Source organism: Nonomuraea sp. NPDC049709, assembly GCF_040674815.1.
Lineage (GTDB): Bacteria > Actinomycetota > Actinomycetes > Streptosporangiales > Streptosporangiaceae > Nonomuraea.
Genome location: NZ_JBFANM010000047.1, coordinates 1 through 21170, shown reverse-complemented (window position 1 = coordinate 21170; position 21170 = coordinate 1). Strand labels below are relative to the sequence as shown.

Sequence of the window (21170 nt, the reverse complement as noted above, 5' to 3'; positions counted from 1 at the left end):
CTCCCCCTTGACTTCACCGCGCCCCTGGCCCAGCTTTGTGGACTATCTAGTCCGTACTCTCGGAAGGAACCGCGATCATGAGCTGGGACGGGCCGGCCGTGGGACGGCCGCTGGCTCTGGGCCCCGTACGCCTGCGCAACCGGTTCGTCTCGGCACCGATGGAGCGCAACTACTGCGAGATCGACGGCACCGTCACCCACCGCTACGTCGAATACCTGACCCGGCGGGCGCGCGGCGGCGCCGCCCTGGTGTTCGCCGAGGCCGCCTACGTGCGCGCGGACGGCAGGGGCCGGCTGCGCCAGATGGGCGTCGACGTCGACGCCCGCGTCCCCGGTCTCGCCCGGCTGGCCGCCGCCGTGCACGCCGAGGGCGCTCTGTTCGGTGTCGAGCTGAACCATGGGGGCCGCACGGCCCAGGGCGCGGTCAGCGGGTTCCGCCCGATCGCCCCCTCCCCCGTCCCGTGCCTGCCGGCCGGCGGCGAGCTGCCGCTGGAGCTGGCCACCGCGGAGGTGTACGAGCTGGTCGAGGCCTACGGGGAGGGCGCCCGGCGCTGCCGCGAGGCGGGTGTGGACGTGATCACGATCCACGGCGCGCACGGTTACCTCGTGCACCAGTTCCTCTCCCCGGCCTTCAACCTGCGTACCGACGAGTTCGCCGATCCCCTCCATTTCCTCGACCTGGTCGTCGAGGCGGTCCGGGAGCGGGCAGGACCCGGCGTGGCCGTCGGTTTGCGGGTCTCCGCGCACGAGGGTTTCGAGGGCGGCCTGAGCGCGGAGCGCACCTTCGAGCTGATCTCCCGCGCCCGCCTGGACCTGCTGGACTTCCTCGACGTCTCGGCCGGGTCGTACGAGGCGGGGCAGTGGATCATCCAGCCCGGCGAGTGGGAGCGCGGCCTGCTCGCCCCGTACGCCGAGCGCTACCGCGCGCTGGGGCTGCCGGTCGGCGTCGCCGGGCGGATCAGCACGCCGGAGAGCGCCGAGGCGATCGTCGCCGGTGGCCGCGCCGACTTCGTCTCCCTGGCCCGTACGCTCCACGCCGACCCCGGCTTTCCCCGCCACGCGCTGACCGGCGGGCCCTACCGGCCGTGCATCGCCTGCAACCACTGCATCGATCAGCTGGGCACCGGCGAGCCGATCCCCTGCTCGGTCAACCCTCGGGCGGGCCGGGAGCACCTCGGCGCGCCGAGCGCCCCCTCGAAGAAGGCGTCGGTGCTGATGATCGGCGCGGGCCCGGCCGGTCTGGAGGCGGCACGGCGGCTGGCCGGGCAGGGCCACCGGGTGCGGGTGCTGGAACGCGCGGGGTACGTCGGTGGCCAGTTCGCGCTCGCCGCCCGCCTCCCCGCGTATCCGGAATATCACCGCATCCTGGAGTGGTGCACCGCCGAGCTGGACCGGCTCGGTGTCACCGTCCGCACCGGTGTCCCCGTCACCGCGGAGGTGCTCGCGCAGCACGAGGCGGACGCCATCGTGCTGGCCACCGGCGGCACCGGCCGCCTGCCGGACGTCCCGGGCGCCGGCCTGCCGCACGTCTTCGACGTACGCCGCTGGCTCGCCCTCGGCGAGGACGTCCCCCGCGCCTGCGTCATCTGGGGCGCCGACCGCGAGGGGGTCGCCGTCGCCGACCACCTCGCCGCGGGCGGGGCCGAGGTGCTGCTCATCGGCTCCCAGCCGAGCCTCGCGCCCGACGTCGGCCGCCGCGCCAAGATCCTCATGGTGCCGCGGCTCACCGGGAACCCGAAGGTGCGCATCCTCCCCGAGTCCGCGATCACGTCCATCGAACCCGACCGTCTGCTCGTCCGGTCCGACGGCCACGAAGAATGGCTGCCCGCCGCCGGGCCCCTGCTGATCTCCCATGGCGTCGCCCCGCGCACCGGCCTGCTGGCGGCCTGCGAGGCCCGGCGGCCGCGGCTCGGGGTCCACGTCATCGGGGACGCCGGGGGCAGCGGCGGGTCGATCCACCGGTGCTTCCTGGCGGCGGAGGAGGTGGCCCGTACCGTCGGCCAGGCGTGCGACGCCCCCTGATCGCGCTACGCCGCCTCGGTCGGGCCCGCTCGCCGGGCGACCGCGTCGAGGTGGCGGCGCGCCGCGGTGATCGCGAGGCGGGCGTGCTCCTTGGCGCCCACCTGCGCCACGAGCGTGGCCCGGGGGATCTCCAGGGCGTACGGGATCCCGGGTGGCAGGGCGCCGAGGATGCCGTGCACGTCGATGCCGCCCTCGCCGGGGAACAGGCGCTCGAAGCGGGCGGCATGGATGATCTCCTCCTGGGTGGCCGGCGCCGCGGCCGGCGCGTCGCAGACGTGGGCGAAGCGGAACCACTCGGGGGGCAGGTCGCGGAGATCGGCCACGCGGGAGCCGGAGCGCGCGAAGTGGATCAGGTCGACCAGGATTCCCGCGTTGGGCTGCCGGGCGGCCCGCAGGACGCGGACGGCTCCGGCGAGGTCGGGCGTCTGCGTCCACGACGGGAACTCGAGATCGACGGTGAGGCCGAGCGGCCCGGCCAGCTCGCACAACCGCGCGAACCGGTCGGTCTTGCGGGCGAAGTCGGGATCCGGGAGCTGCGTGATGACATGGCGGGCCCCGAGCTCGGCTCCGGCCTCCAGGAAGCGCAGGAAGTCCGCGGGGTCGTCATCGGGCGCGATCCGGGCGAGCTCGATGTCGAGCACCTCGATTCCCGTGGCCGCGAGGCGGACCTTGGTCGCGCGCATCAGGGCGGGGTCGGTGGCGAGGGGGTGGTGCGGCTCGTGCGGGGTGACCCGGGTCATGCGCAGGCCCACGTACCGGTAGCCCGCGTCGGCGGCGGCGCTCACCAGTTCGGGCGGAGAGAGGCTGAGCGCCGTCAGATGCGCCAGCGAGTAGTCGTGGTCGCCACCGGCCAGGGCGGACGGCTCCCGCAGCGTGGTCAGCCGGCGCCTGCGGTGCGCGGCCATGCGCACCGCCGCGCTGTTCGCCGCGCCGTAGCCGGAGTACTCGCCGACGCGCTGCACCACCTCGAAGAAGATCCGCGCGCCGAGCATCTCGGTGTAGAAGTGCAGGTATTCGCCGTGTTGATCGCGGTCGTAGAGGATGGAGTGCCGCCTCATCTCCGTGAGGAGTTCCCGCGGCAGCGCCAGGCGGGCGTCGAGATCGTCGTAGTAGTTGTCGGGGATCGTCAGCAGCGGCGCGCCGAGCGCCCGCATCGCCTTCGCGGCGGCGATCGCGTCGTCCGTGGTGAAGGCGACGTGCTGGGGGCTCGGCACCGCCGGTGACCAGTCGCCCCGCCGGAGCGGCGCGGTGTTGAGGCTGATCCGTACGTGGTGCGCCGGATCGGTCGCGGCCCGGCTCTGGATCAGCCCGAACGGCGCGGGCAGCGTGGTGGTCTGCGTCGCCTGCAGGCCGAGCACCGAACGGTAGAAGAGCGCGGCCTGGTCGAAGTCGTCGACCGACTCGGTGAGCGAGACGTGGTCGGTCCCGGTCAGCAGACCCTCGCCGGGGGCCGTGCGGCCGGTGGGGGCGAAGTCGTCGAGCCAGTTGTCGTCCCCGCCCGTACGGCAGAAGAAGACGGCGGTCCCGTCGGGTGCGGCCACGGAGTTGAGCTCGGCCTCCTCCACCCGCCGGGCGCGGGGTAACACGGGCGCCAGCAGCCGCTCGGCCCGGCGGGCCGAGCCGGCCGGGTCAGCGCTCTCGACGGCCAGCGCGCAGACGGCCGCGGTGCCCGGCGGCACTGTCCGCTGCGGTGCGAAGTTCAGCAGGATCCGGGCCTTGGCCTGCGACCACAGCTGCACCGGCTTGGAGCGGTGCCGGCCGGTGTGCGTGAACCCGAGCGCGGCCAGCGCCCGCGCCACGTTCGGGCCGGAGATCTCGTCCACGGCCAGCTCGGTGAACACGTGACCGTCGAGCGGGGGAGCCGGCGGCAGGCCGGCCGGCTGGATGCGTTCGCGGGCCGCCACCGGGCCGAGCGTCTCCTCCAGCGACAGCAGCGAGCGCATCGCGTCGACGGCGACGTGCCGGGGATCCGCCTGCCGGCAGACGTCGTTGTACACCTCGATCGAGAGCGGGCCGTCGTACCCGGTGGCCAGGACGTGGCCGACGAAGCCGGTCAGATCGAAGACGCCCTGTCCGGGGAACAGCCGGTGGTGCTCGCTCCACTCCAGGACGTCCATGTTCAGCCGCGGCGCGTCGGCGAGCTGCAGGTGGAACACCTTCGCACCGGGCACGGCACGGATCCAGGCGGGATCGTCGCCCCGGGCGAACAGGTGGAAGCTGTCGAGGCACAGCCCGAGCGCGGGGTGCCCGGCGAGCCGGACGATCCGCCAGGCGTGCTCGACGGTGTTCACGAACCGGCCCCAGGCCAGGCCCTCGTACGCGATGCGCAGGCCACGCCGCGCGGCCCGGCCGGCCAGCGTGTGGAGCTGCTCCGCGGCGAGGTCGTCGTCGTCGAGCGCGCTCATGGAGGTCGTCGAGCAGACCGCCAGCGTGCGCGTGCCAAGGTGCTCCAGCACGTCGAACTTCCGCTCCGCCCGGCGGAGGTTGGCCTCGAGCGCCTCGGGCGGCACCGCCTCGAAGTCACGGAACGGCTGGTAGAGGTGGATCGACAGCCCCAGGTCGGCACATTCCTGCCGGATCCGGCTCGGTGACCAGCTCGACACGATGAGGTCGTCCTCATAGATCTCGATCCCGTCGAAGCCCGCCGCGGCGGCGGCCGCGAGCTTGTCCTCCAGGGTGCCGGAGAGGCAGACCGTCGCGAGTGCCAGGGAAGGACTCGCGGGGCGGCGGCTGACAGGGGTTGCCATGCCGTGGTCGGCGGTGAGCATGGGCGTCTCACCTTCCTGGCGTCGATTAACGAACGAACTAGATACTTACTTATAAGCCCTGCGCGCCCGCGGCGAAAGGGGCAAAGCTGCCTACCCTGGGGTTATGGGCCAGATCGAGCACCGCGCCGAGGTCCGCGAGTTTCTCGGCTCGCGCCGGGCGCGCATCACCCCGGAGCAGGCGGGACTGCCCGCGTACGGCGGCAACCGCCGGGTCAAGGGACTGCGGCGGGAGGAGGTCGCGATGCTCGCCGGCGTCTCCATCGACTACTACGTCCGCATGGAGCGGGGGAACCTCTCCGGCGCCTCCGACAGCGTGCTGGACGCCCTGGCCCGCGCCCTCTACTCCCCCGTCCTGGCCGATCCGCGCCGCCCGGCGAACACCACCCGGTTCGTCTACCTCGACCCGGCCGCGCGCGAGTTCTTCGTCGACTGGGATCGGGTCGCCAACGACGCCGCCGCCATGCTCCGGCTGGAGGCGGGCCGTAACCCGCACGACCGGGCGCTGATCGAGCTGGTCGGCGAGCTGTCGACGCAGAGCGAGGTCTTCCGGCAGCGCTGGGCCTCCCACGACGTGCAGTTCCACCGCAGCGGCCGGAAACGGCTGCGGCACCCGGTGGTCGGGCAGCTCGACCTCGACTTCGAATCGATGGAGCTGCCCTCCGAGCCCGGCCTGACCCTCAACGTCTACACCGCCACCCCCGGCAGCCCCACCGCCGACGGGCTCAAGATGCTCGCCAGCTGGGCGGCCACGCAGGACCTCGCCGAGGCGCAGGACCAGACCTGACCCGTGCCCATCCCTGCCGGCGGGGATGGGGGTTCTGTCATTACCTGTAACGGCAGGCCCTGCCGCATGTCCGAGCGAGCGACTTTGATGGGGTTGACCAGGGAAGACGTCGGCCGGATCGCCCGGCACGCCCGACGAGCGGCGGGAGCAGGCATGGATTTACCGACAACGGACCTCCGCCAGGCGTGCCGGTCACCCGGCTGAGACCGGGCGCGGGTAGGTCCCCGTCCAGCCCTGACCCGAAGGAGGCGTCCGCGATGGCTACCTGGACCGGCGACGAACTGAGCACGATCGGCTACGCCGAAGAACTGGAGCTCGCCTCCCGGCGCGACGACGGCACGCTGCGCCCACCCGTGACGATATGGGTGGTCCGCGTAGGTGACGAGCTCTATGTCCGTTGCATGAACGGCCGGTCCGGCGCCTGGTACCGCGGTACCCAGACCCGTCGCCAGGGCCGCATCTCGGCCGGCGGCGTCGAGGCGGACGTCACCTTCGCCGACGCCGGACCCGCCGACGCAGCCGTCCACGACCAGATCGACGAGGTCTACCGCACCAAGTACCGCCGCTACGGCGCCAACATCATCGACGGCGTCGTCAACCCCGGCTCACGAGACGCGACGATCAGACTCGTCCCCGAAAGGTGACCATGAGGCACACCACCCTGAAAGACCTGGACGTCTCCCGCATCGGCCTGGGCGCGATGGGCATGTCCTTCGGTTACACCGGCGCCGGCAGCGACGACGCCGAGTCCGTCCGCACCATCCACCGCGCGCTGGACCTGGGCGTCACCTTCCTCGACACCGCCGAGGTCTACGGCCCGTACGCCAACGAGGAGCTCGTCGGCAAGGCCCTGAAGGGCCGCCGCGACCAGGTCGTCGTGGCGACCAAGTTCGGCATGATCTCACACACCGGCCGCGGCCCCGGCAGCCTCGACAGCAGCCCGGCCAGCGTCCGCACCGCCGTCGAGGGCTCGCTCCGGCGCCTGGACACCGACTACATCGACCTGTACTACCAGCACCGCGTCGACCCGGACACCCCGATCGAGGACACCGCCGGCGCCCTGGCCGAACTGGTCGAGGAGGGCAAGGTCCGCCACATCGGCCTGTCCGAGGCCGGGCCGGAGACGATCCGGCGCGCCCACGCCGTGCACCCGGTCACCGCCGTGCAGTCGGAGTACTCCCTGTGGACCCGGGACGTGGATCAGCGGGTGCTGCCGGTGCTGCGCGAGCTGGGCATCGGCTTCGTGCCGTACTCGCCGCTCGGGCACGGCTTCCTGACCGGCGCGATCCGTTCGCCCGAGGAGTTCGACGACACCGACTGGCGCAGGACCAGCCCGCGGTTCATGGGCGAGAACTTCCGGCGTAACCTGGCCCTCGCCGACGAGGTGCGGGCGGTCGCCGCCGCGGCGGGCGTCACCCCGGCGCAGGTCGCCCTGGCCTGGCTGCTGGCCAAGGGCGAGCACATCGCCCCGATCCCCGGCACCAAGCGGGTCTCGCGGCTGGAGGAGAACGTGGCCGCCGACTCCGTCCGGCTGACCGCCGACCAGCTCGCCAAGCTCGACAACCTGCCCCCGGCCGCCGGTGACGACCACAACGAGGAGCAGATGCGGATGATCCAACGCTGAGGCCCCCGGGGGTCAGCCCGGCGGGCCCGAGAAACAGTGGGGTGAGCGCGTCACCGTCGAGGAGCGATGCGCGCCCGGGGCGGTCCGCTCGCGGCGATCATCGGGCTCGTCCTGGCGCGATGCGCCCTCGTGGCGCCTGCCGCACCCACACCGTGTCGCGGGCCAGGCGAGCGAGGAGGCGTTTGAGGTCGGTCACATCCTCCTCGCTCCAGTGGGCGAGGGCCTCGTCGAAGGTCTGCTGGACGTGTGTCATGATCCGCTCCCCGATCTCCCGGCCGCGGGGAGTCAGCGCGAGCAGCACGCTGCGCTCGTCGGAGGGCTCGCGCACCCGCAGGATGAGGCCCGCGGTGTCGAGGCGGTGCGCGATCTTGGAGATGTTCGCCCGTCCCGTGCCCAGGGTCTCCGCGAGCTCGCTCGGGCGCATCGCTCCCCGGTAGCTGAGCTGGTTGACGACGAGGAACATCGACACGTCGTGCACCGGGAAGTCGACGGCGGTCATGACGGACAGCCGCACGGGGAGACTGTCGGCCCAGTGGATGATCGAGGTCAAGGAGACCCTCGGGTCCAGGGGGTCGGGCGCGATGACGGGTGACAGGTCGATGTCCTGATCGTCCAGCTCGTAGCGTTGCGCGCGGGCCACGATGCGCCTCACCTCTGCTGTTGTGCGTTCCGGCTTCCCGAAACCCTACTTGCCGGCCGCTGCCGCTTCGCGCAGCAGCCGCACCGGTCCGAGCAGCCCGTGCTCGTGGACCGTCGTCCGCTGCGTCTCGTCGGCCCCGGTGAAGGACGCGACCACGTCGGGCACGCCGTCGTAGTAGCCGCGGGCGAGCAGCCGGTTGTTCAGCGAGCTGGAGACCCGGACCGTGACCGTGTTCTCGCCCGGCCGCAGGTCGGCGGTGACGTCGACGCGGGGCACGGAGGTGTCGAAGCCCTTGGCCGCGCCCGCGTTGACCCGCACGGATCCCAGGGCGCCGGCGGTCGATCCGAGGTCGAGGACATACCTGGCCCCGGCGACCTGGTCGAGGGTGAAGGTGGCGGTGTACTCGCCGACGCCGCTGACCTCCGGGCCCACCTGGGGCAGGTCCTTCCACGGCCGCAGCGGGCCGTGGCCGGCGTCGAGGCGGGTGACGGCCGTGCGGGGGCCGCTCCTCGCGGGTCTCGTAGCCGAGCCCGCGGTCCTCGGTGATGACCTCGACCTCACCGGCGTCCCAGCTCTCGACGACGATCGTCCACTCGGCGATCTCCCGCACCGGCTCGGGCGTGACGGGGTCGGAGCCGGCGGGCTGCGCCGCCGAGCGGTCGAGGGTGAGCAGCGCCGTCTGGCCGGGGGCCAGGGTCACGGTGACGATCGTGCGGCCCGCGTCGTGCCGGACGCCGAGGTGCGGCCGGAGGTCGCCGGTCCAGGCGTCGATCCGGTGGGCGGCGCCGGTGCCCGGCAGGGCGACCTCGACCGTGGTCGGCTCGCCGCTCTCGTAGCGGAAGTGGTACAGGTACAGGTGCAGCAGATCGCCGTCCTCGCGCAGGTGGCTCAGGACGTCGGGGTTGTCGGCGGTGAACTCGGCACGTCCGGTGACGCCGAGCTCGCGCAGCGCCCCGACGGTGTGGGCGGGATCGTGCACCTCGGCGACGTTCGGGAGGGCGCGCAGGGCCGCCATCGTCCGGGCGAGCTCGTCGTCGCGGCCGTCCAGGCCCGGGGTACGGGCGGCGGCCCGGTGGTGGGTGGTGTGCTGTCCGGCGACGAGCCACTTGAGCTCGCGGGCGCCGTTGACGACGAGGAGCTTCAGGCCGTCGCGGGCCCACCGCAGGAGCCCCGCCGCCACGTCCGCGTCCAGGGTCTCCTGGTAGACGATGAGCGCCTGGTAGCCGGGGCCGCCGGGCTGGACGAGCCCGCCGGCGAACGAGACCTCCTCGCGCAGCAGGAGCGATCCGTCGAAGAACTCGTACGTCCATCCGGCGTCCTGCATGCCCAGGTCCTGCCACCAGTGGTTCTGCCGGTCGCGCATCCACCTGCGCCCGTAGGCGTCCTCGTCCGGGATGCGCCGGCCCTCCTCGTCGTACAGGGCCACGCCGCAGGTGTTGTCGGTGAAGTGGTCGGTCCGCAGGATCCCCACGTCGATGCGGGGCCGGCCCTGGCGCAGGACGGCCTGGTAGCGGCCGATCGCCTGGTTCCACAGCGGGTAGAACTCGGCGGCGGGCTGGCGGGTGTCGAACCGCTCGGAGAAGCGCGACCACATGCCCTCGTGCCCGGGCCAGGTGGTGGCGCCGGGCGCGCCCGCGGTGCTCGCCCAGCCGTGCAGCACGGTCCTGGTGATGCCGGCCGCGAGCTGGGTGGCGATGATCTGGTCGTAGAAGCGGTGGTCGAGGATGTGGTTGCGGGTGGTCGCGCCGGTCTCGGAGGAGTACTGCTTGCCGAACAGGTGGGCCGGGCCGGCCATCAGGCGGTAGGCGTCGATCTGCGCGCCGAACTCCAGGGACTCGTTCTCGATCCCGTCGACCTCCGGGCCGGGCCGGGTGAGCTCGAACGGCAGCCCGTAGCTGATCTCGGCGCGCAGCCCGATCCCGTGCTCGTGCAGGAACGCGGCGAACGGGCGCAGCATGTTCTCGATGTAGAGGTCGGTGAGCGTGCGCACGTAGTCGAAGCGCACCTTCTCGACGGTGCCGCGGTGCTCCTCGCGCACGTCGTAGTGGTACGTCGTGCTGACCGCCATGAACGGCACGCTGCGCAGCAGGAACGGCAGCCATGGAGTGATGTCGTAGCCGCGGCGGGCCCGGAACTCGGCGGCGACGGTACGCCCCCAGAACAGGCCACCGGCGCCGTAGGTCGACAGCTCCAGGGAGTCCATGTACATCTGCACCCGCGGGTTGCGGCCGATCCGCTCGCGCAGCTCCGGGGTGAGCACGACCGTGTCCCAGTAGTCGATGACCGCCTCGACACCGTCCCGGTCCAGGTAGTTGACGGTGTAGTTGACCGACGCCGAGGGCGAGGCGGTCTGCCCGGTGCCGTGCGTCCACAGCACGAACAACCGCCAGTCGCCGTCGGCCGGGGCCTGCCAGTCCAGCGTCTCGTCGCGCACCTGGCCGGTGAGGTCGGCGACGGATTCGAGGTCGAGGATCGTGCCCGCCTGGGTGGTCTCCAGCACGCGCGCCGCCACGACGGCCACCAGACGCTGCTCGGTGACCTTGCCGCGGTGACCGGGAATGTGGGTCACGGGCGGCTCGGCGTCGAGGTCCACGCGCGGGAGCGGCCCGCGGCGCGAGCCGGCGGGGCCGAGGTCCTCTGTGGCCACGTCGAGTTCCTGCGCGGCGGCCGGGTGATCGGGGTGGATGGTGGGGAGGTTCGCGTTCGCCCAGTTCGTGCCGGAGGTGAAGCTCACCGCCATGCTCCGCCTGGTCGTCTCCTCCACCACCACGTGGGAGTCGTGCGTCCACTCCTCCGAGCCCCAGCCGTAGCGGGCGTGGTCGATGCCGTCCTCGTCCATGGCGAGGAACTCCATCCCGCCGAAACCGAGCTTGTGCGCGGTGTCGATCTCGCGTACCAGGGTCTCGTCGGTGTGCAGCCCTTCGGCCAGCCACCAGCGCAACTCGGGCCGGAACTCGACGGACGGGACGGCGACCAGCCGGGTGAGGTCGTCAAGTGACATGTGTCCCCCTGGAGGTGAGATCGCTATGGGACAGAACTTAGGCTGTGCCGCACTCCTAAGCAATGTCCTGAGGAAACTAGAAAGTGTCCATCGGACATGAGAGGGTCTTCAGGAAGAACCGCAGCGTGGACCGGTGCAGCCGGCTGCGGTGGGGCACGGTGGACCAGCCGTGGTCGGCGCCTTCGACCACCTCCAGCTCCGCGTTGCCGTCGTAGTGGTCGAGGTAGCGGCGGGCGTAGGAGACGGGCGCGATGTCGTCCTGGTCCCCGTGGATGATGCGTACGGGCCCGGCGTAGGGGCGGGACCGGCCGTAGACGTCGAGGTCGGCGATGTCCGCGACCAGGGCCGGGCTCATCCGGTGGCCGTCGGCGTCGAAGTAGCCCTGCTCCTTGATCTCGGCGCCGATGTCGCGGCCCTTGAGGTGGCCGGCGCCCACTTCGAAGGGGGCGACGGCGGCCGGCGACCACAGGCACGCGGCGCGGACGCCGGGCTCCTCGGCGGCCACGATCCCGGCGACGACACCGCCCATGCTCATCCCGACCAGGCCGATCCGGTCGGGGTCGGCGAAGTCGGAGCCGCGCACGGCGCGTACGACGGACCGGGTCTCGGCTATCTCGCCGGTGACGGTGACGTCGAAGAAGTCGCCGTCGCTCTCCCCGTGCCCGGACAGGTCGAACCGGACGGACGCGCAGCCGGCGTCCGCCAGCTGCCGTGCCATCAGGACGAACGAGCGGCTCTCCATCCGGTTGTTGGCGAACCCGTGGACGAACACCACGACCGGCCAGCCGGTCGCGGGCCGGTCTCCCTCGGGAAGGTGCACCGTGGCCCGCAGCGTCAGCCCTTCGTGCCGGAACTCGTGAGCGTGGATCATCGGACCGCCCGTCATCCCTTGATGGCGCCGGCCGTCATGCCGGCGACGATCTTGCGGTTGAAGAGGACGAACAGCAGCAGCGGCGGGATCGTGATCAGGACGATGTCCATGAACAGCAGGTTCCACTGGGTGCTGTACTGGCTCTGGAAGTTGTAGAGGGTGACCTGCACGGTGGCGTTCTCATCGCCCGGGGTGAAGTAGAGCGGGTTGACGAAGTCGTTGAAGACGGCCACCGACGTGGTCAGGATGACCGTGATGGTGACGGGCCGCAGCAGCGGGAAGATGACGCGGAAGAACAGGGTGAGCCCGGTGCAGCCGTCGATCTGGGCGGCCTCGTCCAGCTCGCGCGGGACGGCCGCGATGAACGCCCGGAACAGCAGCACCGCGTACGACAGCCCGTAGGCGACCTCGACCAGGATCAGCCCCGGCAGCGTCTTGAACAGGCCGATCCCCTGCAGCAGCCAGATCGTGGGCACGATCGCGGGCGGGATGATCAGCCCGGACAGCACCAGGAAGTTCGCCAGCGACCCGATCTTGCCCGCCCGGCGCTGCAGCACGAACGCGGCCATGGCGGCGAAGACGACGATCAGCGCCACGGAGGCGACGGTGAGGACGGTGCTGTTGACGAAGGCTCGCAGCAGCACGTAGTCGCGCGCCTCGACCACGTCCAGGAAGTTCCGCACGACCGGCCAGCTCGCCGGCCAGGCGAAGTCCAGATCCGCGGCCTGCGCCCGGTCCTTGACGGCGGTCAGCAGCATGAACGAGAACGGGACCAGGAAGATCACGGTGGCCAGGACCAGCGCGACCGTCTCGGCGCTGAGCCTCTTCAGCGTTCTCATGCGGCGACCTGCCTCCTGCCGAGGAAGTAGTTGAGCGGGACGACGATGGCGGTGACGACGAGGAACAGCAGCACGTTGCCCGCGGTGGACAGGCCGAAGAAGCCGGCCTGGTACTGCTTGTAGATGATCGAGGCGATGGTGTCGCTGGTGAAGCCCGGTCCGCCGCGGGTCATCGTCCAGATGAGGTCGAACGAGCGCAGCCCGCCGATGAACGACAGGATGATCACCGAGTACGTGGCCGGCCAGGACAGCGGCAGCGTCACGTGCCGGAACCGGTGCCAGGCGCCCCCGCCGTCCACCGCCACGGCCTGGAAGTAGTCCCGGGGGATCGACATGATCCCGGCGATGTAGATGACGGTGGCCAGGCCGACCCCCTTCCACACGTCCACCAGCGCCACCGACAGCAGCGCCGAGTTCGCGTCGCCGAGCCAGTCGGGGCCGTCGATGCCGACCACGGCGAGGGCCCGGTTGACCAGGCCGGTGTCCGGGCGCAGCAGGGCGCTGAAGGTGATGCCGACCGCGACGGTGGAGACCAGCACCGGGAAGAACACCACCGAGCGCAGGAAGCCGCGCAGCCGCAGCCGGGAGGTGAGCAGCACGCCGAGCAGCAGCCCCAGCACGACCTTCAGGCCGCTGGTGACCACGGCGTAGACGATCGTGTTCTGGAAGCCGATGCGCAGGTTCTGCTCGGCCAGGAAGTCGCGGAAGTTCTCCAGGCCGACGAAGGTGCTGTCGAACAGGGTCCAGCGGGTGAGCGCGAAGTAGAAGGCCATGGCCGTCGGCACCAGGAAGATCACCAGGTAGACGACGGCGGCCGGGGCGTACAGCGCGTACGGGTAGGCCGACCTGCGCCTGGCCGCCGGGCGGGCGTGCCGTTGCCCGGGAGCCACGCCGGGCCCCGTGCGGGACCCGGCGTGTTGCCTCGTCACCACCCCGCGAGCCCCAACTGCTTGGCCTGCTTCTCCACGTCCTTGTCGTACTGGGCGGCCCCCTCGGCGGGCGGCGTCAGCCCGGAGCCGACGGCGACCGTGATCTGCTCCAGCGACGGGCCCTTGATGGGCGACAGGAACTCCAGCGCCGGCGTGGTGGCACCCTTGTCGATGTAGGCCTGCAGGTCCTTGGCCACCTGGATGGCGTCGTCGGGCAGTTTCGAGCCCTTGATGCGGTACGGGCCGGACGGCCGCACGGCCGCGGTCACCGCCTCCGTGCCGGCCGGCGAGGCGACGAAGGCCAGGAACTTCTTGGCCGCGTCCAGCTTCTCGGTGGTCCTGGCGATGTAGATGGCGTTCGGCTCCCAGACGGTGGCGCCGCTCCGGTCGGGGTCGTTGCCGGGGATGCCGAAGAGGCCGACGTCGGTGGCCGTCTGCGGGTAGGTCGCCAGCAGCGGCGGCAGCAGCCCGCTGAGCATCGCGTAGTGCGCGCCCTTGCCCTCCACCAGCATCTTCAGGCCCTGGTCGAGGGTGGCCGAGCCGAAGCCCTTGTTGAGGTAGTCCTTGGCGTGCACGTCGGCCAGGTGCTGGAACCCGCCCGCCGCGGCGGGCGTGGTGGCGTACTTGACCTTGCCCGCGGTGTAGTCCTGCGCGAAGTTCGGCACCGCGGCCTGCACGTTGTGGAAGTCGGCGAGCACGAAGATCTGCGAGGTCCAGGTGTCCTTGAAGGTGCTGATCACCGGGGTGATCCCGGCTGCCTTGATCTTGTCGTTGTTGGCCATGAACTCGGCCCAGGTCTTGGGGACCTCCAGCTTGAGCTGCTCGTACACCTTGCGGTTGTAGAGGATGCCGCCGCCTGTCAGCGTGGTGGCGGGGACGCCGAACACCTTGCCGCCCTGCGTCACGACGGGCAGGTATTCGGGCTGGACATTGGCCAGGACGGGGTCGCCGGTGAGGTCGACGAGGGTCTGGGCCGGGTTGAGCGCCTGCAGCAGCGAGCCGGAGTTGTACCAGAACACATCCGTCATCTCGCCGGTGGACAGCCGGGTCTTGACGATGTTGTCGCCCTCGCTGCCGCCGGGCTGGTGCTCCATCTCGACCTTGATGGTGGGGTTGGCCTTCATGAAGGCGTTGGCCAGGGCTTTGGAGGTGTCCACGATCGACTGGTCGCTGCCGGTCATGAAGGACAGGGTCACGGTGCCGTCGGCCGCGGGCCCGGCGTCGGAGCCGGGGCCGGAGCCGCAGGAGGTAAGGGCCGCCGTCGCGAGCACGGCCAGGGCCGCGGCAAGCGTGCGGTGGGAGGTCTTCACACACCCCTCCAGGGTTATTGAATCGTTTTAAGCGATTCCCCGATGCGGTTAACGTAGGCGTTACGTGAAAGGGTGTCAAGACTCGATTTGGGTAACGGTTTCCAGGATTTTCGCAGCTGAAATCGCTAATGAATGAGTCTTACGAGTAACGTTTCCCCCGCTGACCTCCCGTGGGGCGACGGCGGTCGATGATCCGCCGCCGGGCGCCCTGGGCATGATGTCCACGCGGACATCCGACAGGACGGGGACGCGCGGCGGCTGCCCGCCGGGCCGGACCGGGAACGCCCGCACCGCGCGAGCAGGTAACCGCGCCCGGGAACGCCCGCACGGGCACGAGCGGGTAGGCGTCCGAGTCCGGGCTACGCGGCGGGTGGCGCCGCCGTGGAGCCGCGGACGACCAGGCTCGGGGTGACGGAGAAGCGCACCGGTGTCATGCGGCCCTCGACGCGCTCCAGCAGGAGCTTGCCCGCGGCCCGGCCCATCTCGCCGCCGTCCTGGTCGACGCTGGTCAGCGCGATGTTGGGCAGAGCGGCCAGGTGGGTGTTGTCGTAGCCGGCGACCGAGACGTCCGCCGGCACGGACAGGCCGGCCTCGTGGACCGCGGCGAGCGCGCCGAGCGCCGCCTGGTCGGCTCCGGCGAAGATCGCCGTCGGGCGCGCCGTGCGGCCCAGCAGCTCGCGGGCGCCGTCGTAGCCGCCCTGCTCGTTGTAGAAGCTGGTCGCGACCGCGATCTCGTCGGCGAGCCCGTGCTCGGTCATGACGCGTTCGTAGGTCGCCGACCGGATGTTGTGCAGCAGGTCGGCGGGCCGGGCGATGCTGTCGTCCTGGTGGGTGATGTGCGCGATCCGGCGGTGCCCCAGCTCGATGAGGTGGTTCACGACCAGTTCGGCGCCCGCTTCGTCGTCGTCGAACACCGAGTCGTAGAAGGACGACCGCTCGTGACGCGCGAGCACCACGGTCGGCTTCTCCTTCGCCACCTCCTCCAGGCGCGCCTTCGAGGCGAGGGGCGCGACCATGATGATGCCGTCCACCTGCCGGTCCATCAGGGCGTCGACCGCCCGCTGCTCGACCTTTCTGGTGGCGCCGCCCTGGATCATGAACGCCTGGTAGTCGGTGTCCTCGAGGTAGGCGGTCAGGCCGTCGAGGATGTCGGCGAAGAACGGGTTCCTGATGTGCGGCAGCACCAGGCCGATCGTGAAGGTGCGGCCGCGCATCCCCCGGGCCACGGCCTGCGGCCGGTAGCCGAGCTCCTCGATGGCCGTCTTGACGCGGTCTTTCATGGCCGGGCTGACGCCGTAGGCGTTGCGGATCACCTTGGACACCGCCGTGACGGAGACCTGAGCGTGGCTCGCCACGTCGGCGATCGTCACTCGTCGTCGGCGACCAGGCGTGACCATGAAGCTCCATTTCCGAGGCGTGGTCCGATTGTACGAGCCCGGGATCTCCGAGCCGGTACCGGTCACGGACGGCGATATCGCCGCAGGGGACCTCCTGTATCCTCGGTGCATGCCCACCGACCTGCCAGCACCGATGGGCCAGGACGTGCCACAGTCCTACCGGGGGCTGCTGACCGAGCGCATCGCGCGTCAGCTGGAGCACGACATCCGATCCGGCGAGATCCAGGTGGGCGCCAAGCTGCCGTCCGAGCGCGAGCTGGCCGCCCAGTTCGGCGCGAGCCGCAACGTCGTGCGCGAGGTGCTGCGACGGCTGGAGGCGCAGCACCTGATCGAGGTGGCGCCCGGCCGGGGTTCGTTCGTCAGGGAGCAGTCCTCCCAGCACGCGCGCAACTACGACGCCCTCTACCGGGCCGGCCGGCCCACGGTCCGCCAGCTCATCGAGGCCCGCATCCCGCTGGAGGTGGAGATCGTCGGGCTGGCGACCGAGCGCGCCGACGATGCGCAGCTCGCGGTCATCGGGCGGGCCAACGACGCGCTGCTCAAGGCGACCGACGTCGTCGACATGGCCCATGCCGACCTCGACTTCCACGACGCGATCGCGCAGGCCAGCGGCAATCCGGTGCTGCGGATCATGCTGTCGTCGATCAGCGGCATGATGTTCGAGATGATGCTCCGCTCGCACTCCGACCCGAGCATCGGCGAGCCCGGTGTCCCCCATCACGCCGAGATCTTCGAGGCGATCGTGGCCCGCGACGTCGAGCGGGCCCGCAGCTACATGCGCGAGCACCTCACTCTCGGCCTGCGCACCTACGGCAAGGATCTCGACGTCAGCGTCGACGCGATGGCCAGGCAGCACATCGAGACGTTGCTGAGCCGGTCCACGAGCCGCGGCTAGCTCCTCCGTCCCAGCTCACCCTCATATCCGGGAGTGGCGATGGTGAATTCCGACTGCTATGGTCCAACTGGTCCTACCAGTTGGACCATAGCTGCAGGGACGTACCGATGCAGAAAGCCGATCCATGAGCATGTCCACCCACAGCCACCACCTCAGCCGCCGCTCCTTCGGCAGGCTCGCGGCGTCGGTCGCGGCCTCCCTCGGCGGGACGGCGCTCGCGGGCTGCTCGGCCGGCAGCGGCAGGCCCTCCCCGAACACGCCGCTGCGGATCATGGCCATCAACCACGTCTGGTCGCAGGCGATCAGGAAGCTGCTCCCCGAGTTCGAGGAGCGGGCCGGCCGCCGGGTGTCGATGTCGCTGCTCACCTCGGACCAGCTCGCCAACAGCTACAACGTCAAGCTCAACGCCTCGGCCACGGACATCGACGTGATGATGGTCCGGGCGCTGCAGGAGCAGTTGCTCTTCGCGCACAACGGCTGGCTGGCCGATCTCACCGGCCTGGTGACGGGCGACCTGGCCTATGACTGGGCCGACTTCCTCAAGGCGCCGCGGGAGCGCTCCGTCACCGCCCGGAAGGTCCTGAGCGTTCCGGTGGTGACCGAGCGGCCGGTCCTCTACTACCGCAAGGACCTGACGGGCGCGCCGGAGACGCTCGACGAGCTCATGGAGGCGGCACTGCGGCTCTCCGGCCAGAGCGGCGACCTCTTCGGCTTCGTCGGCCGGGGGCAGCGCAGCGGCGCGGTCAGCATCGCGCCCGGCAGTCCGCCTGGTCGGATCCGGCCACGCTGGCCGCGTTCCCGGCCGACCTGGCCACGACCATGCAGGCGCAGGCGCGGATCGGCCTGGGGCTCGACCGGCCCGACGTGCTGCAGGTCGGCCGGGCCCGGGACATCATCGGCCGCCCGCTGGTGGCCGGCATCCTCGGCGAGCCGGTGGCGCCGGTCGCCCGCGAGGCCGACGCCGAGTTCGCCGACTTCCTCGTCCGCGACAACCGCCACAGGGAGGGCTGATGTCCGCCACCCGGACCGCGCCGGCGCTCGGCCGCCCCGCCGCCCGCGCCAAGCCGCGCTCGTTCGAGCAGGCCAACCGGCGCCTGAAGTGGACGATGCTCACCCCGGCCCTCGCGTTCGTCGGGTTGATGATCATCTTCCCGCTGTTCTTCACGCTGAACCTCAGCCTGACCGACGCCTTCGGCGCGGTGAACGCCGGCAACGACCACGCCGGCCTGCGGAACTTCGGCGACGCCCTCACCGACACCCGCCGCTTCTGGCCGGCCGTCGGGCGCACCGCCCTGTTCACGGTCGGCGCCGTGCTGGTCGAGACCGTGCTGGGCCTGGCGCTGGCCATGCTCATGCGCAAGCCGTTCCGGGGCAGCCGCTGGGTCCGTACGGTGCTCATCGTCCCCCTGCTGACCACCCCCGTGGCGGTGGGGATCCTCTGGCTGCTCATCCTCGACCCCACCAACGGCATCGCCAACCACCTGCTCTCCTCCGTCGGGCTGCCGCCGCAGGAGTTCCTCGGCTCGGTGAGCCAGTCGCTGCCGCTCCTCATGCTCATCGACGTGTGGCAGTGGACCCCCATGATGACGCTGCTGCTGCTCGCGGGCCTGTCCACGCTGCCGGAGGAGCCCGAGGAGGCCGCGCACGTGGACGGGGCCGGGGTGTGGCAGCGCTTCCGGTACGTCGTGCTGCCGATGCTCGTCCCGACGCTGGCCACCGCCGTCGTGCTGCGCTCCATCGACGCGCTCAAGACCTTCGACATCCTGTACGCCACCAAGGGACCGGGCGGCGGCTCGGACTTCGAGGTGGAGACCCTCAACGTCTACGCCTACGGCCTGACCTTCGACTACCAGGAATACGGCCTGGCCTCGGCCGTCCTGGTCCTGTTCACCCTCGCCATCGTCGGAGTCGTGGTGCTGCTGCGGCGGCGCCCGGGAAGGAAGTCCGCATGAGGATGCTCCCCTGGCTGCGGGGCATCGCCATCACGGTCGTGTGCCTGGCTTTCGTCCTGCCGATCATCTGGATGTTCGCCGCCGCCTTCAAGACGAACGTCCAGGTCACCGACCCGAGCGTGGGACTGCTCTTCGCCCCCACGCTGGACAACTTCCGCAACGTCCTGGCCGACGGCGAGGTCCTCGCCTCGCTGCGCAACTCCCTGATCGTCGGCGTGGTGTCCACCGTGCTGTCCGCGATCATCGCCGTGCCCGCCGCCTGGGCGGTCGGGCGGTTCCGGATGCACCGCACCGGCTCGCTCGTCCTCGTGGCGCGCATCGTGCCGGCGATCTCGCTGCTCGTGCCCTGGTACTACCTGTTCGCCCAGGCCGGGCTGGTCGGCAGCTACACCGTGCTGGTGCTCAGCCACATGTTCGTCTCCGTGCCGCTGATCCTGTGGATCATGATCGGGTTCTTCGAGGGGCTGCCCGTCGAGCTGGAGGAGGCCGCGCGTACCGACGGGCTCACCGTCTTCGGCGCCTTCTGGCGCATCGCGCTGCCGCTGGCCGCACCCGGCACCACGACCGCGTCCGTGCTGGCGTTCATCTTCAGCTGGAACAACTTCATGTTCGCCCTCATCTTCTCCGACGAGGACACCCAGACCGCGCCGGTGACGCTGTTCAACTTCATCTCCTACGCCAGCACCGACTGGGGCGGTCTGATGGCCGCCGCCACGCTCATGACGGTGCCGGTCGTCATCGTCGCGGTCCTCGGCCAGAAGTACCTCGTCGCCGGGCTGACCGCCGGGGCCACGAAGGGCTGACCCCGTCTCATGAAAGGCAGTGCATTGAAGATCGTCGACGCCAGGGTGGTCCTGACCAGCCCTGGCCGCAACTTCGTCACTCTGAGGATCGAGACCGACGAAGGCGTCACCGGCCTCGGCGACGCCACCCTCAACGGGCGCGAGCTCGCCGTGGCCAGCTACCTGCGCGACCACGTCGTGCCGCTGCTGATGGGGAGCGATCCGCATCGCATCGAGGACACCTGGCAGTCCCTCTACCGGGGCGCGTACTGGCGGCGCGGGCCGGTGACGATGGCCGCGATCGCCGCCGTGGACGTCGCGCTGTGGGACATCAAGGCCAAGGTCGCCGGGCTCCCGCTGTACCAGCTGCTGGGCGGCGCGAGCCGCGAGCGCGTGCGCACGTACGGGCACGCCAGCGGGCGGGACATCCCCGAGCTGTTCGACTCGATCCGGGCGCGGCTGGCCGAGGGCTATCCCGCGATCCGCGTGCAGACGGGCGTGCCGGGGCTCAAGCTCGTGTACGGTGTCCGGCCCGCGCAGGACGCCGCGCAGGGCGCCCGGCCGGTGGTGGAGGACTGGGACACCGCCGCCTACCTGCGCAACCTGCCCAAGGTCTTCGACGCGGTCCGCCAGGAGTTCGGGCCCGGCCTGCCCCTGCTGCACGACGCCCACCACCGCCTCACGCCGATCCAGGCGGCGCGGCTGGGCAAGGACCTGGAGCCGTACGACCTGTTCTGGCTGGAGGACTGCACCCCGGCGGAGAACCAGGAGGGACTGCGCCTCGTCCGCTCCCACACCACCACGCCGCTGGCCATCGGCGAGGTGTTCAACACCGTCTTCGACTACCAGACGCTGATCAGCGAGCAGCTCATCGACTACGTACGCTCGGCCGTCACCCACTTCGGCGGCGTGTCACCGCTGCGGAAGCTGTTCGACTTCGCCGCGCAGCACCAGATCAAGAGCGCCGTCCACGGGCCCGAGGACATCTCCCCCGTCGGCATGGCCGCCGCCATCCACCTGGACCTGGCGATCCACAACTTCGGCATCCAGGAGTACGCCGGCTACACCGAGCTGACCGACGCGGTGTTCCCCCACGCCTACACCTTCACCGACGGGCACCTGCATCCGGGCGAAGCACCGGGGCTCGGTGTCGGCCTCGACGAGGAGCTGGCGGCCGCGCACCCGTACGAGGCGGCGTACCTGCCGATCAACCGGCTCCAGGACGGCACCATCCACGACTGGTGAGGCCCGCGGCTAGGCGTCCCAGCCGGCCTGCCGGCCGCCGACCCGGTCGGCGGCGATCTTCTCGAAATATCCGGACTTCGCGTAGGCCGCCATCGGATCGGGCGCCAGACCC

Annotated in this window: 17 protein-coding genes and 2 pseudogenes; 10 read left to right on the top strand and 9 right to left on the bottom strand. The window is 71.1% G+C overall.

Annotated features, from left to right (window positions below):
* The first annotated feature begins 77 nt into the window (after positions 1-77).
* Entirely contained in the window at positions 78-2021 is a 1944-nt protein-coding gene (locus AB0J69_RS38240) for an FAD-dependent oxidoreductase (protein ID WP_364127954.1), read from the top strand.
* Positions 2022-2026: 5 nt separating this feature from the next.
* Here AB0J69_RS38240 and AB0J69_RS38235 read toward each other — a convergent pair whose 3' ends face one another.
* The gene (locus AB0J69_RS38235; RefSeq protein ID WP_364127952.1) at positions 2027-4789 is read right to left on the bottom strand and encodes a TIM barrel protein; all 2763 of its coding nucleotides are present in this window, start codon (positions 4787-4789) and stop codon (positions 2027-2029) included.
* A 103-nt stretch (positions 4790-4892) separates the two neighbouring features.
* Between AB0J69_RS38235 and AB0J69_RS38230 the strand changes: the two genes are divergently transcribed.
* From AB0J69_RS38230 to AB0J69_RS38220, 3 genes are all read left to right on the top strand, one after another.
* Positions 4893-5573 carry a helix-turn-helix transcriptional regulator gene (locus AB0J69_RS38230; RefSeq protein WP_364127950.1) on the top strand — a complete coding sequence of 227 codons (681 nt, stop codon included), beginning with the start codon at positions 4893-4895 and terminating at the stop codon, positions 5571-5573.
* Positions 5574-5830: 257 nt separating this feature from the next.
* Positions 5831-6217, top strand: a complete 387-nt coding sequence (locus AB0J69_RS38225) for a DUF2255 family protein (RefSeq protein WP_364127947.1) — start codon at positions 5831-5833, stop codon at positions 6215-6217.
* Between the two features lie 2 nt (positions 6218-6219).
* Complete coding sequence (locus AB0J69_RS38220; RefSeq protein WP_364127944.1) at positions 6220-7197, top strand: aldo/keto reductase; 978 nt, start codon at positions 6220-6222, stop codon at positions 7195-7197.
* Between the two features lie 97 nt (positions 7198-7294).
* Here the strand turns inward: AB0J69_RS38220 and AB0J69_RS38215 are convergent, their stop codons facing one another.
* From AB0J69_RS38215 to AB0J69_RS38185, 7 genes and pseudogenes are all read right to left on the bottom strand, one after another.
* Complete coding sequence (locus AB0J69_RS38215; protein WP_364128127.1) at positions 7295-7621, bottom strand: MarR family transcriptional regulator; 327 nt, start codon at positions 7619-7621, stop codon at positions 7295-7297.
* Positions 7622-9233: 1612 nt separating this feature from the next.
* Positions 9234-10577: pseudogene (locus AB0J69_RS38210) on the bottom strand (glycosyl hydrolase); the annotation flags it as partial.
* 337 nt (positions 10578-10914) lie between these two features.
* On the bottom strand, positions 10915-11709 hold the full coding sequence (locus AB0J69_RS38205; protein WP_364127941.1) for an alpha/beta fold hydrolase: 795 nt from the start codon (positions 11707-11709) through the stop codon (positions 10915-10917).
* Between the two features lie 11 nt (positions 11710-11720).
* On the bottom strand, positions 11721-12548 hold the full coding sequence (locus AB0J69_RS38200; RefSeq protein ID WP_364127939.1) for a carbohydrate ABC transporter permease: 828 nt from the start codon (positions 12546-12548) through the stop codon (positions 11721-11723).
* Positions 12545-13438 (bottom strand): sugar ABC transporter permease, encoded by an 894-nt coding sequence (locus AB0J69_RS38195; protein ID WP_364127936.1) that lies wholly within the window; start codon positions 13436-13438, stop codon positions 12545-12547. Before AB0J69_RS38195 ends, AB0J69_RS38200 begins: the two co-directional genes overlap by 4 nt.
* A 35-nt stretch (positions 13439-13473) precedes the next feature.
* Positions 13474-14787 (bottom strand): extracellular solute-binding protein, encoded by a 1314-nt coding sequence (locus AB0J69_RS38190; protein WP_364127933.1) that lies wholly within the window; start codon positions 14785-14787, stop codon positions 13474-13476.
* A gap of 359 nt (positions 14788-15146) precedes the next feature.
* Positions 15147-16142: a LacI family DNA-binding transcriptional regulator gene (locus tag AB0J69_RS38185; RefSeq protein ID WP_364127931.1), complete on the bottom strand. Its 996-nt coding sequence runs from the start codon at positions 16140-16142 to the stop codon at positions 15147-15149.
* A 151-nt stretch (positions 16143-16293) separates the two neighbouring features.
* Here AB0J69_RS38185 and AB0J69_RS38180 point away from each other — a divergent pair, with 151 nt between their 5' ends.
* On the top strand, positions 16294-17079 hold the full coding sequence (locus tag AB0J69_RS38180; RefSeq protein WP_364127928.1) for a FadR/GntR family transcriptional regulator: 786 nt from the start codon (positions 16294-16296) through the stop codon (positions 17077-17079).
* 21 nt (positions 17080-17100) lie between these two features.
* Here AB0J69_RS38180 and AB0J69_RS38175 read toward each other — a convergent pair whose 3' ends face one another.
* Positions 17101-17463, bottom strand: a complete 363-nt coding sequence (locus tag AB0J69_RS38175) for a hypothetical protein (RefSeq protein WP_364127925.1) — start codon at positions 17461-17463, stop codon at positions 17101-17103.
* Between AB0J69_RS38175 and AB0J69_RS38170 the strand changes: the two are divergent.
* The 5 genes and pseudogenes from AB0J69_RS38170 to manD all read left to right on the top strand — a co-directional run.
* Positions 17351-17758 (top strand): annotated as a pseudogene (locus AB0J69_RS38170) (extracellular solute-binding protein); the annotation flags it as partial. The gene AB0J69_RS38175 and the pseudogene AB0J69_RS38170 sit on opposite strands and share 113 nt — an antisense overlap.
* Before the next feature lie 140 nt (positions 17759-17898).
* The gene (locus AB0J69_RS38165) at positions 17899-18090 is read left to right on the top strand and encodes a hypothetical protein (RefSeq protein ID WP_364127922.1); all 192 of its coding nucleotides are present in this window, start codon (positions 17899-17901) and stop codon (positions 18088-18090) included.
* A complete protein-coding gene (locus AB0J69_RS38160; protein ID WP_364127920.1) occupies positions 18090-19031 on the top strand; it encodes a sugar ABC transporter permease in 942 nt (313 codons plus the stop codon). Before AB0J69_RS38165 ends, AB0J69_RS38160 begins: the two co-directional genes overlap by 1 nt.
* Entirely contained in the window at positions 19028-19834 is an 807-nt protein-coding gene (locus AB0J69_RS38155) for a carbohydrate ABC transporter permease (protein ID WP_364128125.1), read from the top strand. Before AB0J69_RS38160 ends, AB0J69_RS38155 begins: the two co-directional genes overlap by 4 nt.
* Positions 19835-19858: 24 nt before the next feature.
* Positions 19859-21058 (top strand): D-mannonate dehydratase ManD, encoded by a 1200-nt coding sequence (gene manD, locus AB0J69_RS38150; RefSeq protein ID WP_364127917.1) that lies wholly within the window; start codon positions 19859-19861, stop codon positions 21056-21058.
* Positions 21059-21170: the final 112 nt, after the last annotated feature.

Coding starts and splice junctions, on each gene's coding strand:
- AB0J69_RS38165 (WP_364127922.1), top strand. CDS start 17,899: ATGCAGGCGCAGGCGCGGATCGGCCTGGGGCTCGACCGGCCCGACGTG.
- AB0J69_RS38155 (WP_364128125.1), top strand. CDS start 19,028: ATGAGGATGCTCCCCTGGCTGCGGGGCATCGCCATCACGGTCGTGTGC.
- AB0J69_RS38215 (WP_364128127.1), bottom strand. CDS start 7,621: ATGCGCCCGAGCGAGCTCGCGGAGACCCTGGGCACGGGACGGGCGAAC.
- AB0J69_RS38230 (WP_364127950.1), top strand. CDS start 4,893: ATGGGCCAGATCGAGCACCGCGCCGAGGTCCGCGAGTTTCTCGGCTCG.
- AB0J69_RS38200 (WP_364127939.1), bottom strand. CDS start 12,548: ATGAGAACGCTGAAGAGGCTCAGCGCCGAGACGGTCGCGCTGGTCCTG.
- AB0J69_RS38180 (WP_364127928.1), top strand. CDS start 16,294: ATGCCCACCGACCTGCCAGCACCGATGGGCCAGGACGTGCCACAGTCC.
- AB0J69_RS38235 (WP_364127952.1), bottom strand. CDS start 4,789: ATGCTCACCGCCGACCACGGCATGGCAACCCCTGTCAGCCGCCGCCCC.
- AB0J69_RS38240 (WP_364127954.1), top strand. CDS start 78: ATGAGCTGGGACGGGCCGGCCGTGGGACGGCCGCTGGCTCTGGGCCCC.
- AB0J69_RS38205 (WP_364127941.1), bottom strand. CDS start 11,709: ATGATCCACGCTCACGAGTTCCGGCACGAAGGGCTGACGCTGCGGGCC.
- AB0J69_RS38220 (WP_364127944.1), top strand. CDS start 6,220: ATGAGGCACACCACCCTGAAAGACCTGGACGTCTCCCGCATCGGCCTG.
- AB0J69_RS38225 (WP_364127947.1), top strand. CDS start 5,831: ATGGCTACCTGGACCGGCGACGAACTGAGCACGATCGGCTACGCCGAA.
- AB0J69_RS38160 (WP_364127920.1), top strand. CDS start 18,090: ATGTCCGCCACCCGGACCGCGCCGGCGCTCGGCCGCCCCGCCGCCCGC.